Source organism: Flavobacterium sp. 90, assembly GCF_004339525.1.
In the GTDB taxonomy this organism is placed as follows: Bacteria; Bacteroidota; Bacteroidia; order Flavobacteriales; family Flavobacteriaceae; genus Flavobacterium.
This window is the reverse complement of the sequence record NZ_SMGE01000001.1, coordinates 2980661-2997502: the sequence shown is the minus strand read 5'-3', so window position 1 is coordinate 2997502 and position 16842 is coordinate 2980661. Positions and strand designations below refer to the sequence as shown.

Genomic DNA, 16842 nt, shown 5'->3' with positions numbered 1-16842 from the left:
CTGTTCATTCAGAGTGGTTTTTTTTTATATAAACATTATACCTATATTTGTCCCATGGAAAAAGAACATCAAATATTTGGAATTAGAGCCATTATAGAAGCAATTCAAGCGGGAAAAGAAGTTGATAAAGTATTTATACAAAAAGAAATTTCCGGAGAATTAATGAAAGACTTAATGAAAGTGATGAAACGCGCCAACATTAATTTCTCTTACGTACCTGTAGAAAAACTTAATCGACTAACTCCAAACAATCATCAAGGAGCCGTTGCGACGATCTCTCCCATTGGTTTTATAGAATTAGAACATTTAGTTGAATCAACAATTGAATCAGGCTCAAAACCATTATTTTTAATATTAGACCAAATCTCTGATGCCAGAAATTTTGGAGCCATAATCAGAACAGCTGAATGCACCGGAGTAAATGGAATCATTGTTCAAAAAGCCGGTTCGGCACCTGTAAATGGTGACACTGTAAAAACATCTGCCGGAGCAGTTTTCAACGTGCCTATTTGTAAGGTTGAACATATTAAAGATGCCATATTTTATCTTCAGGGTTCTGGAATAAAAACTGTTGCTGCAACCGAAAAAACAGATCAAAATATTTACGATGTAACTTTAAACGAACCTGTAGCAATTATCATGGGATCTGAAGACAGAGGAATAAATCCTTCTGTACTTAAGATTGTTGATGAAAAAGCAAAATTACCAATGTTTGGAACGATAGGATCTCTAAATGTTTCGGTAGCTTGTGGTGCATTTCTATACGAAGCTGTTCGCCAAAGAAGTTAAAAAGTATTGAGAATTAAGACGTCACATAAACCAAACAATGAATGTCTTCAAAATTCACTCATAGCATATCATTAAAAAAAAGCAGTCTTATACTTGTAGTTTTTCTAATTACAAGTATGGGCTATGCTCAAAAAACTACCTACAACCAATTTTGGAATGAAGTTCAATTCAACCGGACAATAAATGAAAAATGGTCAGCTGAATTAAACATTGGAGGCGCTTATAGCAGCACAGAATCTTCTTCTAATATTTTTCAAAAAAACATCCAGAGATCAGCCAGAATTTGGGGGCATTATTACCTTTCTCCACGCTGGAAACTCTCTTCTTTTATAGCATACAATTACAACAAAGATGTTCCTGAAATAGGTCAATTTGAATCGCCCGAGGTACGATTTGCCCTCCAGGGAATTTACTATTTTCACAAAACCGGTTATACATTAAGTACCAGAATGAGAATGGAACTTAGACATATGCGAAGCCAAGACGGTACTTATGATAACGTTTTTAGATATCGTCAACAAATAAAGTATTTAAAACCAATTAATAGTAAGATTCTTCGCGAAGGTGTCGTTTATGCAATCGCATCAGATGAACTATTCTTTAAATCAGGCACAAAAGTCACAGGACAAAGTTTTTTTGACCGAAACAGACTCAACATTGGAGCAGGTTATTTATTTACCGACGATATACAAGTAGAACTAACATATGCTAATGAATATTTACCCAGAGATGCGGGAGATCAAATTGTGAATGCAGCTTCATTAACTATTAGCTTCAACAATCTATTTAAAAATCTAAAGAAAAAATTATCTCACAAGCATGAGGAATTGAGCGATGATTAACATTTTACTATTCTTCTTTCTTTAAAAAGCAATTCAACTGTTTCATAATTGCATCTTTATGTAGCTTAAAATTATAATCACGAACAAACTCAGTTCCTTCCATTCTAATCTCTGCTACAGTTGCTTCAAACTTAGAAAACGACTCAATATCTTTATCGTCTATTAAATACAAAACTTGCATGATAGAATCATTATGCCTGTATTGCGTATCATAATGTGCTAACTTGTAGACTTTATTATCAGCTAAATGAATCACTAAATCATCTTTGATTTTTTTTCCATCTTTTTTAGCCGGAAACGGTGTAGGCTGCAAAGAGACAAAGTAATGTTCTTTATCAGTAACGATATTAATTTTTAATGATTTTGATTTTGTGGTATAAAAGACAGCAGGATCAAAATAATACACCATTGTGCCATCTGCCAGCATTCTATTTTTTACATCGCATTGCGCAATTACTTTTGAACTGATTACTACTAGGAAAACCAAAACTATAAAGCTTATTTTTTTCATAACAAGTCAGATAAATGAGAATGTTTTTAACAAAAATAATCAATATAAATCAGAATTAACATTTCTCTCAGATTTTATCTCCTGATTCTGTTCTCGTTACGATATAATTAATCGAAACATCTGAATTAAAATAAGTCGAAAAACTATCCTCCTCTTCTTCCGGAATTTCAGTATTAACAAAATTCCCATTCTCATCAAAATGTTTCATGAAAGCATCGTCTTCGGGATTAAAATCAGGTTTTTGCCAATCATACACAATAGGTTTTGCATATTCAGGAGTTTTATAAAATAAAGACATTGCAAAACCGGTAATAAAACCTGCTAAGTGTCCTTCCCAGGAAATCGTTTTATCGACATCAGGGAAAACATACCAAATCATTCCGCCATAAAGCAAAGTTACAGCAAACGAAAGCGCTACTAAACGATAATAACGGGTTTGGATTCCTTTAAAGAAAATAAAACTTACCAGAACATAAATTAATCCGCTTGCGCCGATATGAAAATTTTCACGTCCGATAATCCACGTTATTAATCCGGAAAATAAAATACCAAAAACGATAACACTAAAAGACTGTTTAGGATAAAAAAACTGAAGTGCCGCCAACAAAACCAAAAGCGGAATTGAGTTATTATATAAATGACTTAAATTTTCATGAATAAAAGGACTAAACAAAATGCCTTGCAAACCTGCAAAATCACGTGGATAAATTCCGTTTTGATAAAAATCAAAATCAAACCGAATTTGAATCCAATAAACAATCCACAAAAAAAGCACAAAAAAAACAGGAAGACCAATAACAGCAGTCGTAAACTTAAAGTGGTTGTCGTTCATGATTATTAAATATTTTAGTATTGGCAATATCAAAAAACTATCCAAATACAATATACTGATAATTTGTCAGCTACAGCCTCCTCGCCCTTTGTTACGATTTGTAACCCCTTTATACTATAAAATTAAAATTGAAAATAGTAATTTTACAAAATGGAAGCACCTTTAGCCGAGCGTATTCGCCCACAGCAATTAGAAGATTACATCAGTCAAAGTCATTTGGTTGGTCCAAATGGTTCGTTAACACAACAAATTTCAAAAGGAATTATTCCTTCATTGATATTTTGGGGACCTCCGGGAACCGGAAAAACAACTTTGGCTCAAATCATCGCGCAAGAATCCAAACGTCCTTTTTATATATTGAGCGCAATTAATTCCGGAGTTAAAGATATTCGTGATGTAATTGAAAAAGCAAAACAAAGCGGCGGATTATTTACGGCCAAAAATCCTATTTTATTTATCGATGAGATTCATCGTTTTAGTAAGTCACAACAAGATTCACTTTTGGCTGCAGTAGAAAAAGGCTGGATAACACTTATTGGAGCAACAACCGAAAACCCAAGTTTTGAAGTTATTCCTGCATTATTGTCACGTTGTCAAGTATACATACTAAACGCCTTTACAAAAGCCGATTTAGAATCTCTATTGCATCGCGCAATGAAAACAGATACTTATCTTGCTTCTAAAAATATTACGCTAAAGGAAACTGAAGCCTTACTCCGACTTTCTGGCGGAGATGGTCGAAAACTATTGAACATTTTTGAACTTGTTATAAATGCTTCCGCTGGTGATGAGATCATTATTACCAATGATCGTGTTTTTGAATTAGTGCAGCAAAATACTGTTTTGTATGACAAAAGCGGTGAACAACATTATGATATCGTTTCGGCATTTATTAAATCAATTCGCGGAAGTGATCCTAACGGAGCAGTTTATTGGCTTGCGAGAATGATTGAAGGCGGAGAAGATGTGAAATTTATTGCCCGAAGAATGCTAATTCTATCAAGCGAAGATATTGGAAATGCAAATCCTACCGCTTTTATTATGGCAAACAATACATTTCAGGCTGTAACAACAATTGGATATCCTGAAAGCCGAATTATTTTAAGTCAGTGTGCCATTTATTTAGCTACTTCTCCTAAAAGTAATGCTTCTTATATGGCAATTGGAAATGCACAACAACTAGTGAAACAAACCGGAGATTTACCTGTTCCTATTCATTTAAGAAATGCTCCAACCAAACTTATGAAAGAATTAGGCTATGGTGATGATTATAAATATTCGCATGATTATGCCAATAATTTTGCCGAACAGGAATTCTTGCCAGATGCCATAAAAAAAACGGTTCTTTACAATCCGGGAAACAATTCTAGAGAGAACAGTAACCGCGAATTTTTAAAGAACCGTTGGAAAGATAAATACGGTTATTAAAACCCTATTTTATATTTAGAATTTAACAACAATTTTTTCTGAAACTAATTTATCATTTTGATAAGATTCAAAATACCAATTTCCGTCTTCTTTCAAGATTAATGACCCTTGCACATTATCTTTTATTGCAATAAACACATTAGTTTGTGAAGTTTTAAGCAACTTCATAACAACTTTTGGTGTTTTGTCAATCAATTGATATCCTGATTCGGTTGGTTGTGCATACAATAAATTAGGATCTTTAAGATCTGGTGAAGGAGCAACAAGAACTAATGTTGATGAAGTAGCAACAGATGCAGCAGCAGCACTTACAGGCACAGCTTTTACTGTTGGAGCAACTGATTTACCACTATATTTATAATGTAATCCAGTTATAGATACAAATGCCAAATCCAGACATTCTCTATAAGCAACTTCATAATCTTTTTCTTTGCTTTTACCAATTTCCGAAGTATAAATCACTTTTCCATAACAATCTTTAAGCTCAACAAAAAGTTTTGTTACTAAAAATCCATTATCTCTTTTTACATCTACATACAAAAGATCACAACGATCTCCATATCCTGCAGGAAGTTGTTCATTAGCATAAAAAGCCTGAAAACCAGCTTTATTTAAATTTGATTTTGTCATTGTAGACATTCTATATTGATTTTCGGTTTTAAGAAAATCATATTTTAACGGAACAATCACCGCTTTATAATCATTAACAGATTGCGAAAATCCAATGAACGAAGTTAGAAGTGCAATTAACAAAAATTTTATTCTCATAATTATAAATATTTTTTAAGTTCTAATAAATGGTTTATTTGTTTGATATTTTCAGGAGCTTCAATATTTTTTTCATTAAAAAAGATTGCATCCAAACCGGCATTCAATGCACCATTAACATCTGCATCGAGACAATCTCCAATCATAATACTACTTTCTTTTGAGGCTTGAGCCAAATTGACAGCATAATCAAAGATAATACTATTTGGTTTTTTAACACCCGCTAATTCAGAATTTGTTATCGTATTAAAATAACCTGCAAGCGCAGCATTATTTATCTTTTTATCCTGAACCGCAGCAAAACCATTAGTGATAATATGCAGTTTGTATTTTGGTTTTAAGTAATCCAAAACTTCGATTGCTCCATCAAAAAGATAATTATTATCGGTTAAAAATTCGATATAATCATTGGCAATCTGATTAATATCTTCATCTGATATTTCATAATTCAAAGCATCAAACGAAAGCTTCAATCTATTGTAACGCAACTCGACGTGCGTGATTTCATCGTTTTGATATAATTTCCAGCAAGCCTGGTTTATAGGAGCATATTTCGATATAAAATCCTCAATTTTAATATCGGGAAACCTATTTTTAAAAATGCGATCAAAAGCCATTTCTGAGTTTTTATCGAAATCCCAAAGCGTGTGATCTAAATCAAAAAAAATGTCGGTAATAGTGGTATTCATAACTTATAAAATTCCTTCATCTACAAAACTATAATAATTTGTTTCAGTAATAATCAAATGATCTAAAACTTTAACATCTAAACTCTCTCCTGCTATCTTTATTTTATTTGTAATTTGCTTATCAGCCTCACTCGGAATCAAATTCCCTGACGGATGATTATGACATAAAATCAAGCCAGTAGCTCCAGTTTCGAGTGCCAATTTAAAAAGAAGACGAACATCAACAACTGTTCCTGTAATTCCACCCTTGCTTAATTGAGATTTAGAAATTATTTTGTTAGAATTATTCAGAAAAAGCACCCAAAATTCTTCATGTGGAAGTTCACCTATAATTGGCTGCATAATTTCGAAAACTAATTTGCTTGATGTAATTCTAACCAACTCGACAGTTTCTTCAACTCTTCTTCGACGACCTAATTCTAAAGCAGCAACAATTGTAATTGCCTTTGCCTCTCCTATTCCTTTAAAGTTCATCAATTGAGATAAAGATAATTTTGCCAAGGAATTTAGACTATCTACACTGGCTAAAATTCTTTTACTTAAATCAACTGCAGATTCATTTCGACTTCCTGATCCAATTAAAATGGCAATTAATTCAGCATCGCTTAAAGCATCAATACCTTTTAACATTAATTTTTCTCGTGGGCGATCGTCTTCTGACCAATCTGAAATCGGAAAATAACCTTCTTTCATAATAGTCAGGAATTATATAGATTTACGCATACAAACACTATTCTTCAACCCTACATAAGGTTCATAATTCTCTACAATTTCAAATCCCACTTTTTGATACAAACTAATAGCTTCAACTTGTTTATAAAGCGTTTCTAAAATCATCGTTTCAAAACCCTGCTTCTTCGCCTCTATTTCTAATTCTTTGATAACTTGCTGAGCCAATCCTAAACCTCTTGATTCAGGCAAAACAAACATACGTTTTAGCTCTACAGTATTCTCATTATATTTCTTGAAGCAACCACTTGCAACAGGTTTTCCGTCTAAATAAATAAGAACAACATTATCATTAAATTCAATCAAATTATTGCCCCAATAATCCTTTTTTAGTTCCGGATAACGTTCCCATAAAAAAGTATCAAATATTTTAATCAGCGTTACAAAATCCGGATTTTCACTTGTTGTTTTTACAACCTCTATTTTTGAATTCATTTTATTACAATCTTAAAAGGCGAATATATCTAAAAAATAAGAAAAATCACTCATAAAAGTTATTCCTATTTTCAAATTAACTAATTTTAGAATCAAATCATCAATCTAATCAACTTAATCACAAAAAGAATGAAATCTGTATCAACTTTGCTAATCCTATTTTTACTCTTTTCTTGTAATCAAAAAGAAAAAAGTAATGCTTACGCTAAAAATGAAGTACAACAAACTAATACTTTTGCCGAAAAATTATCAAATGCGGCAATCTCAATAATTGACCCTTCGATAGATTATGATCCTGCTTATTTTTCGATCGAATATCCTAACGGAGATGTTCCAGCAAACAAAGGTGTTTGTACAGATGTTATTATTCGTTCTTATCGAAAATTAGGCATTGATTTGCAAAAAGAAGTTCACGAAGATATGGTAGAACATTTTTCAGAATATCCAAATCTAAAAAAATGGGGAATGACAAAAACCGACACGAATATCGATCACAGAAGAGTTCCAAATCTGGAAATATTCTTTGAAAGAAACGGAGAAAAACTTATTATAACTCAAGACGCAAAAGATTATAAAACCGGAGAAATTGTAACGTGGTTAATTAATAATAAATTACCTCACATTGGTATTGTCACAAACAAAAAGTCAAAAGATGGAAAACGAAATCTAATCGTTCACAATGTTGGCGACGGACAAGTTCTACAAGATTGCTTATTTGAATATAAAATAGTTGGGCACTACAGATATTGGAAATAAAAATATTGCAAATCAAATCCGTTTTTATCCGCGTTTTTACGAAGTAAATCTGTTTTATCCGCGTCGAAATTAGACGCTGATTTTACCGATTCGCTGAAGCGAAAACGCTGATAAAAACGGATTTTTCTAATTACTTTCTTAATTAAACTATTAAGTAATTATATAAATTTCCTCTTATCTTAATGACATTGAGATTCGGTACCAAATTCCAAAAAAAAATGCCAATTACAAAACTGCAATTGGCACATTATCTCATTATCAAATTGACTAATTATCTAATTAATCAAACCTTTTACTTCATCAAAATTTAAACCTCCGTAATTTCCAGAACTCATCAATAATAAAGCTGAGTTTTCAAGATTTAAATTGAACAAATATTCTTTAAATTCTGCCGGATTAGTATAAATAATTAAATCTTCACGATTAAAAGAACTTGCTATTTGCTCGTAAGTCACTTCTTCAAGTTGTTTAATTTTTACAGCGTCAGGCGAATAAAAAACCACCGCAACATCTGCATATTCTAATGCTCCTTCATATTCTTTTAGAAATTCGGCATTCAAACTACTGTAAGTATGCAATTCTAAGCACGCAACCAGAGTTCTGTTTGGGTATTGCTCTTTTACCGCTTTTGTAGTTGCAGCCACTTTACTTGGCGAATGTGCAAAATCTTTGTAAGCAACTTTGCCTTTTCCTTCGGCAATTTTTTCTAAACGCTTCGATGCGCCTTTAAAACTTGCAATTGCTTCGTAGAAATCAGCTTCGTCAACGCCCATATTTTGGCAAATCCATTTTGCTCCCGCAAGATTATTCAAGTTATGCGCACCAAAAACTTCAATTGGCATATTGCCTTCCGGAGTTTCTAATAAAGTTACGCCATCGCTTACAGTGTATTTTGGAGTAGAATATGCTAATTTACGAATTGGGTTTGTAGCCGCTTCCGCAACACGTTTTACTTCAGAATCATCTTCGTTGTAAACTAATATTCCGCCATTTGTAATTTTAGCAATAAAAATCTCGAATTGCTCCACATAGTTTTCATACGTTGGAAAAACATTAATATGATCCCATGCAATTCCAGAAATTAAAGCAATATTTGGCTGATACAAATGAAATTTTGGACGTCTGTCAATTGGAGAAGATAAATATTCGTCACCTTCCAGAACCATAAAATCATTTTCCTCAGTAAGATGCACCATAGTATCAAAACCTTCTAATTGCGCACCAACCATATAATCAACTTCGATATTATGATAATGCATTACGTGCAAAATCATCGAAGTAATTGTAGTTTTTCCGTGAGAGCCACCAATTACAACACGCGTTTTATTCTTAGATTGTTCGTATAAAAATTCTGGATACGAATAAATTTTCAAACCTAATTCCTGCGCTTTAAGCAACTCCGGGTTATCCGCCTTAGCGTGCATTCCAAGAATTATTGCATCAATATCGGCAGTGATTTTCTCAGGAAACCAACCTAATTCAGCAGGCAAAATTCCTTTTTTTTCTAATCTTGATTTTGAAGGTTCAAAAATAGCATCATCACTTCCTGTTACCTGATATCCTTTGTTATGCAATGCTAATGCCAAGTTGTGCATTGCGCTCCCGCCTATTGCGATGAAATGTGTTCTCATTTAAATTCCAATTTTTTATCCCGAAGTATCGGTGGCAAATTCCAATTATTTCATAGAATTTATCCTAGAGATTTGATCTCTATACTTCAAATTTTCGTTTTAATTCCTGTGCCTTTTTAGGGTCTTTTAATTTATTCAAATATAAATTATATAATTTTTGAAATGTGACTTTTGATTTACCAATTTCATTTGCTTTTATATAATTTTTTTCTGCCGATGTATATCTTTTAAAATACTCTTCGATTCTGCCTCTTGACAAATAACCATCAACAGGTGAAAACTGTGCTAATTCATTCGAATATGCAATTGCTTTTGACTCACTTCCTCCCAAAATCCCTGGTAATTGCAAGTAGATTTCGATCAAAGCCCATCTCGCTTGAACGTGTTTTGGATTCAGAACAATTGCTCTTTCAAAAGCTTGTTTCATGCCATCAACCATCGTAAAAGCTTTTAGCTTATTCACCTCCATCGCTCTCATGGCTAAACAACCGCCATATTTAAAAAAATAATCGGCTTCAGTAGGTTTTAATTCCTTTAACTTTTTAAAATATTCTGCTCCTTTTACCCACGATTTTTGTCGCGCTTCAATTTCACCTAAATATTCAAGAGTTTTTATATCTAAAGGTTTTGTTTTTAGAAATCCTTCAAAAATAACTTGTGCTTCATCATATTTCTTTGCCTGAAACAACTTTTCTGCTTTTTCAAAATTTGATTGCGACCATCCTAAAATGGGCACCAATAAAAAAAGAAATAGCAGTTTTTTCATGCTTCAAAAATAAGGAAATATAAAATGTATCATTTGCTTTTAGAGATAAATTAGTAATTTGTACGAAATTTATTTTATCAAGTTCCCAACCTTTAATCCAAAATCGCACTCTATATACCAAAACTACTTTATGAAAAATATATTATTTGTTTTCTTATTGTTCACGACAGCTTTATTTGCGCAGCAAAATGACAAAAAATGGGACAAGGTTATTGATTTTGAAAACGAAGGCAAAATAAAATCAGCTAATGAAATAGTAACTAAAATCTATAAAAAAGCTGTTTCAGACAAAGACGAAGTACAAATCATAAAAAGCTTTTTTTATCAATCTAAGTATTTACAGGTTTTCGACGAAAATGCAAAAACTAAAATCTTAAACAATCTTAAAACTGATATTAATAGAGTTTCGGTTCCGTCAAAAGCGATTTTGAATTTGGTGTATGCAAAATGTCTAAATGATTATTATACTGCGAATCAATATCAAATTAATAAAAGAACGAATGATACTATTTTAAATGAGGATTTCCTGACATGGACAAAAATTAATTTTACAAATGAAATTAATTTGGCTTTGAAAAAATCTTTAGAAAACCAACCAATTCTCAAAAGTACTCCATTAACAAAATATGAACTTATCTTTGATTACCCAACTATAGAAAAATTCAAAACTCAGCATTTGTTAGATTATGTAATAGCAGAAAATATTACTTTTTATACACAAAAAATTCGCAGTTGGGAAATTCAAAAAAGTGATTTTCTACCTTACAAAAAAGAATTATTAGGCAATTCGAATGCATTTATAAAGCTAAATTTTGACTTTGTAACAAACGAAAATCTTAAGCAGGCTTTAAAATTGTATCAAAAACAAGAAGAAAACAATCCAAGTACAGAAAATCTTTGGGAACGAATTCAATTTTGCAAAAAGTATATAATTGATTCTGACGAAGATTATTTTCATGCCTTGATTTCTCTTCAAAAAAACACAACTGATCTATTTTTAATTCAAAAAATTCAATTAGATAAAGCTTCTTATTTAAATGAGAATGTCTCAAAAGAAACCCATCCGGATTATAACATTAAAGCCGTTGCAACTTTAGATAGTATTTTAAATGTAAATAACAGATCGAATGCTTATAAGCTTGCCATTCTGAAAAAAGAAAACATTTTGGCTAAAAAAATAAACATTCAACTTCAGAAGTATAATTATAATGAAGAAAATACCAGAGCATTTATTCAATACAAAAATATCGAAAACGTAAAAATTTCCTTTTTCAAAATAGAACAAAATCAACTCTCCGGATTAGAACAATACAACTCCCAAAAAGATAGTCTAAAGGATTTTATTGTCCAAAAAACTCAGCCCGTTGTCTCAAAATCCTACGCATTAACTAATAAAAAAGACTATTTAGAATACTCAACAGAAGTACTGCTTCCGCAATTGAAAACAGGATCGTATTTAGTATATTTTGAAAGCGAATCTGACTTAAAAGGCAAAAAAGGATCTGCTTTTGAAACCATTACCATTTCAAATTTTATAGTTTTGGCTTCACAGACTAATAAATCAGAAAGTTATCAGGTTTTGGATCGAAAAACAGGAAAACCATTAGAAAATGTAACTGTAAAATCACCAACTTTTACTATTACAACAAATAAAAACGGAGTTGCAATTTTTGAAAGATCAAAAGAAGTTTCTAATGAAGTAGTCACTTTTTATGCTACAAACGATACGCTTTCAATTCGAAAAAACTACTTGTCATACAACAGCCAATATTCTTCTGATGATACAGAAAAATTTAATGGAAAAGTTGAATTTTATTTAGACCGCGCGATTTATCGTCCGGGACAAACGGTATATTATAAAGGAATTGCCATTCAGAAATTGAGAAATAAAACTTCTGTTGTTCCAAAAACCACATTTCATATTATTATTGAAGATCCTAACAATACTGAAATCAAAAAATTTGATGTAACCACAAACGAATTTGGCTCTTTCTCGGGTGAATTTATATTGCCGAAAACTGGACTTACCGGAAATTTCACCATAACCGCAGAGGAACCTGATGATTATGAAAATGACATTGTCTACGATAAGAAAGAAGACAAACATCCGTTTTGGGACGATGTCGATTTACAAACTTCTCAAATTGAATTTAGGGTTGAAGAATACAAACGTCCAAAATTTGAAGTGATTTTTGAGCCTAAGAAAGAAAGTTTTCAACTTAACAAAACGATCAAAGTAAAAGGAAATGCAAAAGCTTTTGCCGGAAGCAACATTTCTGATGCAAACGTAACTTATACAGTAACAAGATATACAAGTTACTTTAGAAACTATTACACGCAAGAACAAAATGAAGTTCTGACAACAGGAGAAACCAAAACAGATGCTTCGGGAAAATTCAGTATTGACTTTGTTGCTTTACCTTCAAAGAATAGTAAAAAAGAACAATTACCTATTTTTAATTATATAATAAACGCTACTGTAACGGATATCAATGGTGAAACTCATGAATCTCAAACGACTGTAAGAGTGGGTTATCATGACTTAGATCTTAAAATCATAGTCGCTGACGAAATTGAAACCAAGGATAAAAAAGGAATCAAACTTATCAGTACGAATCTAAACGGTGAATTTCTAGCTGTAAAAGGCGAATTGAAAATATATTTTGTAGCTCCAAAATCATTAAAATTCAAAGGAAGAGTTTTTCCTCAACCTGAGATTGAAAGCATAACAAATCAGGATTTTGAGAAATTATTTCCTTATGAAATCAATCCGGATCAAAAAGAAAAAACAACTGAAACTCTGGTTTTCTCTAAAAAAGTTGACACTCAAAAAGACAAAACTCTAGCTTTAGATTTTATTTCAGACTATAAATCCGGAAATTATAAAATTGTTTTTTCAGCAAAAGACAGTTTTGATAACCTAATCGAAACTACCTCAAATTTTGAACTTACACAAAGCAAAGACAAATTTGATACCAGCAGATTATTTACAGTTCAGCAAATTAATCCAGACGCAAAAAAAGATGGTTTCGCATTAATCAAACTAACATCTATTATCCCGGATTTGTATATAACAGCAACTGGAAATTATGATTCTAAAGTTTTTTCAGAAGACATTTATCACCTTCAAAACAATGAAACTGTAATTAAAATTCCATTAAAAAAGGAATTTCAAGGTGCGGTTTTAATCAATTTTGAAAGCATCTTTGAAAATGAAAAATTCAGTAATGACCTTTCTGTATTATTAAAAACCGAGAATCCGGAATTAAAATTTAATGTAGAAACATTCAGAAGTAAAATACAACCAGGAAGTTCTGAAAACTGGTCATTCAAACTTAATGGAATTGCAACTAAAAATGAAGCCGAAGTTCTCGCATCAATGTACGATAGTTCTTTAGACCAATTTAGCACAAAAGAATGGAACGCTTTAAAGCTTTATGATTATAGCTATGGAAACAATACTAAATCGCTTTTAGGTTCTGACAAAACACATACTTACATTAACAACTTAAACACATCGTCTAATAGAATAGATTTAAAAAATGAAGCTACTCAATTAATTTGGTTTGGATTCGATTTTAACACTAATAGCAATACACTTTACTTGCAAAGAGAATATCAAAGACAACTGAGTAAGAAAATTAGAAAACCACTAAATGCCAAAATGATTTCGGGAACTATTACAGATAAATCCGGACTTCCTGTGCCAGGTGTTTCCGTTGTTGTTAAAGGAACCCTAAGAACAACACAAAGTGATTTTGATGGTTATTATGAGATCGAAACCACAGAAAATGAAGAACTTGTATTTAGCTTTATTGGTTCAAAAAATCAGTCTGTCATTATAGGAAATAAAAAAACTATTGATATTGTTTTAACAGAAGATCCAAGTAATTTAGAAGAGGTGGTTGTTGTTGGTTATGGAATGAAAAAAGAGAAAAAATCACTTGGCTATGCTGTCGCAAGATATAAATCTGGCGACATAAATACTGAACAAGTTGAAGAAGACAATCAAGTTTATAGTAACGCAGGACCAGAAGGTGCTTTAGCAGGACGCGTTCAGGGAATTCAAATAAGAGGAACCGCAAGCATAAGCGGGAAAAGTCCTCTTTATATTGTAGATGGAGAAATTGCTAGCGAAGAAGATGTTAAAAAATTAAATCCTTCAGATATTCTTGAAATGTCCGTTGTAAAAGATAAAGATGTACAAGCAAGTTACGGAAGCAAAGGCGCAAACGGCGTAATTATCATCACAACCAAAAAAGCTTTAGAAGCCTTAACCCAAGTAAAAGCAAGAAAAAATCTATCTGAAACCGCTTTCTTTTTACCCAATTTAAAAACAGATTCTACAGGAAAAGTAAGTTTCAATTTTACTTCTCCTGAAGCTTTAACGGCTTGGAAACTTCGTTTATTGGCGCATAATAAAGATGCAGTTTCCGGTTATTTAGAGAAAAGCGTGGTAACTCAAAAAGAATTAATGGTTTTACCGAATTTCCCAAGATTCTTTAGAGAAAAAGACACGATTGTAATTTCTGCTAAAATTTCGAATATTACAGATAAAGCAAAAACGGGAATTGCAATTCTACAGTTTTTTGATGCTACAACAATGCAACCTATTGACGCCAAAATGCTAAACGCAAAAAACGTCAGAAACTTTACTGTTGGCGCATTTGGAAATACTACTGCAACCTGGACGATTTCGATTCCGGAAGGTTTGCAAGGTGTTCAATATAAAATTTTGGCTAAATCTGGTGATTTCTCAGATGGAGAAGAAAATATACTTCCTGTGCTAACAAATAATATGTTGGTTACCGAAAGTATTCCGATTTGGGTTCGTGGGGATTCAACTAAAGAATACACGTTTGAGAATTTAAAAAACAATAGTTCTACGACTTTAAAAAATCATCAGCTTACGTTAGAATACACCTCAAATCCAGCTTGGATTGCAATACAATCTTTGCCTTATTTAATAGAATATGAACACGAATGTGCTGAACAAACTTTTGCTCGTTTTTATGCCAATGCTTTGGCTTCAGAAATCATTTCAAGTAATCCAAAGATTGCAACGGTTTTCGAAAATTGGAGAAAAAACGGAAAACTGAATTCGAAATTAGAAGAAAACGAAGAATTAAAATCAATTATTCTTGCCGAAACGCCTTGGCTAAATGATGCACAAAGTGAAGACGAAAAGAAAAAGAATCTGGCACTTTTATTTGATTTAGAAAAAATGAAAACTTCTCAGGAAGCAACTTTTGATAAATTAAAACAGAAACAAAAACCATCAGGAGCATTTTCATGGTTTGACGGAAGTGACGAAAGCGAATATATTACAAGACACATTCTGGCAGGTTTAGGTCATTTATCAAAATTGGATAAATCCGAAAATAACGTTATTAAAATAAATCAAATTGCTGAAAAGGGAGTTCCGTTTTTAGACAATAAATTTCTGGAATATTATAAAAATAAGACCAAAAACTTAAAAACATCAGAGAAACTAATCTGGGTTAATCCATATTCTGACTTGCATTATTTATACACAAGAAGTTTTTATTTAGACAAATATCCGCTTTCAGACACATTGAAAAAAGCGACAAAATTATATCTGGAAACAGCTAAAAAAGATTGGTTAAACTATTCTCTTTACGAAAAAGGATTAGCTGCTTTAACCTTAAATCGTTTTGGAGAAAAAGATACTGCCAAAAAAATTATCGAAAGTCTAAAAGAAACATCTTCAAATAATGAAGATTGGGGAATGTACTGGATTGCCAACAAAGCAGGTTGGTATTGGTATCAGGCGCCTATAGAAACTCAGGCTTTATTAATTGAGGCTTTCGCCGAAGTAAATAACGACACCAAATCTGTTGATGCGATGAAAGTCTGGTTGTTAAAAAATAAACAAACCAAAAACTGGCCAACAACAAAATCTACAACCGAAGCTGTTTATGCTTTATTGATGCAAGGCAACGATTGGTTAAGTGTAAAAGACAATACGGTTATTAAAATTGGCAGCGAAAAGATCTTAACCAAAAAACTAGCCGAAAACGAAAAAGAAGCTGAAACAGGTTACATCAAACTGAACTGGAAAACGGAAGAAGTTAAAAAAGAAATGGCTTTAATAAGTATTCAGAACAAATCGAAAGTTCCAGGATTTGGAGGAGTTTATTGGCAATATTTTGAAGATTTGGATAAAATCAAAAACAATTCCGGTGCTGTTTTATCTGTTTCGAAAGAATTATATTTAAAGAAGAACTCACTTAAAGGAGATCAATTGGAAAAAATTACAACCAAAAATCCTTTGAAAACCGGTGATTTAGTTACCGTGAGATTAGTCATAAAATCAAAAGAAGACATGGAATATGTACATCTAAAAGATATGCGAGCTTCGTGTTTTGAACCTGTAAATGTACTTTCAGAATACAAATACAAAGATGGATTAGGATATTATATGAGCACAAAAGATGCTGCAACACATTTGTTTTTTGATCACATTAACAAAGGAACTTATGTTATAGAATATGATATTCGAGTAAACAACAATGGCGAATTCTCCAACGGAATAACCACAATCGAAAGCATGTATGCTCCGGAATTCTCAAGTCATACTAAAGGCATTCGAGTAAAAGTTAATTAATACTTTGAGAAAAATTCCAAAAGAATGCGTCAAAAAAA

Annotated in this window: 13 protein-coding genes; 5 read left to right on the top strand and 8 right to left on the bottom strand. The window is 32.1% G+C overall.

The genetic code is table 11. The features are described from left to right. The first annotated feature begins 54 nt into the window (after nt 1-54). Both rlmB and C8C83_RS12250 read left to right on the top strand, forming a co-directional pair. On the top strand, nt 55-789 hold the full coding sequence (gene rlmB, locus C8C83_RS12255) for a 23S rRNA (guanosine(2251)-2'-O)-methyltransferase RlmB (protein WP_121328832.1): 735 nt from the start codon (nt 55-57) through the stop codon (nt 787-789). A 41-nt stretch (nt 790-830) separates the two neighbouring features. After that, on the top strand, nt 831-1631 hold the full coding sequence (locus C8C83_RS12250; RefSeq protein WP_121328831.1) for a DUF2490 domain-containing protein: 801 nt from the start codon (nt 831-833) through the stop codon (nt 1629-1631). A 7-nt stretch (nt 1632-1638) separates the two neighbouring features. On the opposite strand, the gene C8C83_RS12245 is transcribed toward C8C83_RS12250, so the two are convergent. Together C8C83_RS12245 and C8C83_RS12240 are read right to left on the bottom strand one after the other, a co-directional pair. After that, nucleotides 1639-2142: a hypothetical protein gene (locus tag C8C83_RS12245; RefSeq protein ID WP_121328830.1), complete on the bottom strand. Its 504-nt coding sequence runs from the start codon at nt 2140-2142 to the stop codon at nt 1639-1641. A gap of 67 nt (nt 2143-2209) precedes the next feature. Further along, nucleotides 2210-2974: a rhomboid family intramembrane serine protease gene (locus C8C83_RS12240; protein ID WP_121328829.1), complete on the bottom strand. Its 765-nt coding sequence runs from the start codon at nt 2972-2974 to the stop codon at nt 2210-2212. 150 nt (nt 2975-3124) lie between these two features. Between C8C83_RS12240 and C8C83_RS12235 the strand changes: the two genes are divergently transcribed. Continuing rightward, a complete protein-coding gene (locus C8C83_RS12235) occupies nt 3125-4402 on the top strand; it encodes a replication-associated recombination protein A (protein WP_099709547.1) in 1278 nt (425 codons plus the stop codon). 15 nt (nt 4403-4417) lie between these two features. On the opposite strand, the gene C8C83_RS12230 is transcribed toward C8C83_RS12235, so the two are convergent. From C8C83_RS12230 to C8C83_RS12215, 4 genes are read right to left on the bottom strand one after another with little or no spacing between them, the layout of a single operon-like run. Further along, nucleotides 4418-5170: a hypothetical protein gene (locus C8C83_RS12230; protein ID WP_121328828.1), complete on the bottom strand. Its 753-nt coding sequence runs from the start codon at nt 5168-5170 to the stop codon at nt 4418-4420. 2 nt (nt 5171-5172) lie between these two features. Further along, on the bottom strand, nt 5173-5859 hold the full coding sequence (locus C8C83_RS12225) for a YjjG family noncanonical pyrimidine nucleotidase (protein ID WP_121328827.1): 687 nt from the start codon (nt 5857-5859) through the stop codon (nt 5173-5175). 3 nt (nt 5860-5862) lie between these two features. Continuing rightward, nucleotides 5863-6552 (bottom strand): DNA repair protein RadC, encoded by a 690-nt coding sequence (gene radC / locus C8C83_RS12220; RefSeq protein WP_121328826.1) that lies wholly within the window; start codon nt 6550-6552, stop codon nt 5863-5865. 12 nt (nt 6553-6564) lie between these two features. After that, nucleotides 6565-7023: a GNAT family N-acetyltransferase gene (locus tag C8C83_RS12215; RefSeq protein ID WP_121328825.1), complete on the bottom strand. Its 459-nt coding sequence runs from the start codon at nt 7021-7023 to the stop codon at nt 6565-6567. Nucleotides 7024-7152: 129 nt separating this feature from the next. On the opposite strand from C8C83_RS12215, the gene C8C83_RS12210 reads away from it, so the two are divergent. Further along, a complete protein-coding gene (locus C8C83_RS12210) occupies nt 7153-7779 on the top strand; it encodes a DUF1287 domain-containing protein (protein WP_121328824.1) in 627 nt (208 codons plus the stop codon). Between the two features lie 275 nt (nt 7780-8054). Here the strand turns inward: C8C83_RS12210 and C8C83_RS12205 are convergent, their stop codons facing one another. Together C8C83_RS12205 and C8C83_RS12200 are read right to left on the bottom strand one after the other, a co-directional pair. Beyond that, a complete protein-coding gene (locus C8C83_RS12205; protein WP_121328823.1) occupies nt 8055-9410 on the bottom strand; it encodes a Mur ligase family protein in 1356 nt (451 codons plus the stop codon). A gap of 79 nt (nt 9411-9489) precedes the next feature. Next, a complete protein-coding gene (locus C8C83_RS12200; protein WP_121328822.1) occupies nt 9490-10176 on the bottom strand; it encodes a tetratricopeptide repeat protein in 687 nt (228 codons plus the stop codon). A 130-nt stretch (nt 10177-10306) separates the two neighbouring features. Between C8C83_RS12200 and C8C83_RS12195 the strand changes: the two genes are divergently transcribed. Then, on the top strand, nt 10307-16804 hold the full coding sequence (locus C8C83_RS12195) for an alpha-2-macroglobulin family protein (protein WP_121328821.1): 6498 nt from the start codon (nt 10307-10309) through the stop codon (nt 16802-16804). The last annotated feature ends 38 nt before the right edge of the window (nt 16805-16842 follow it).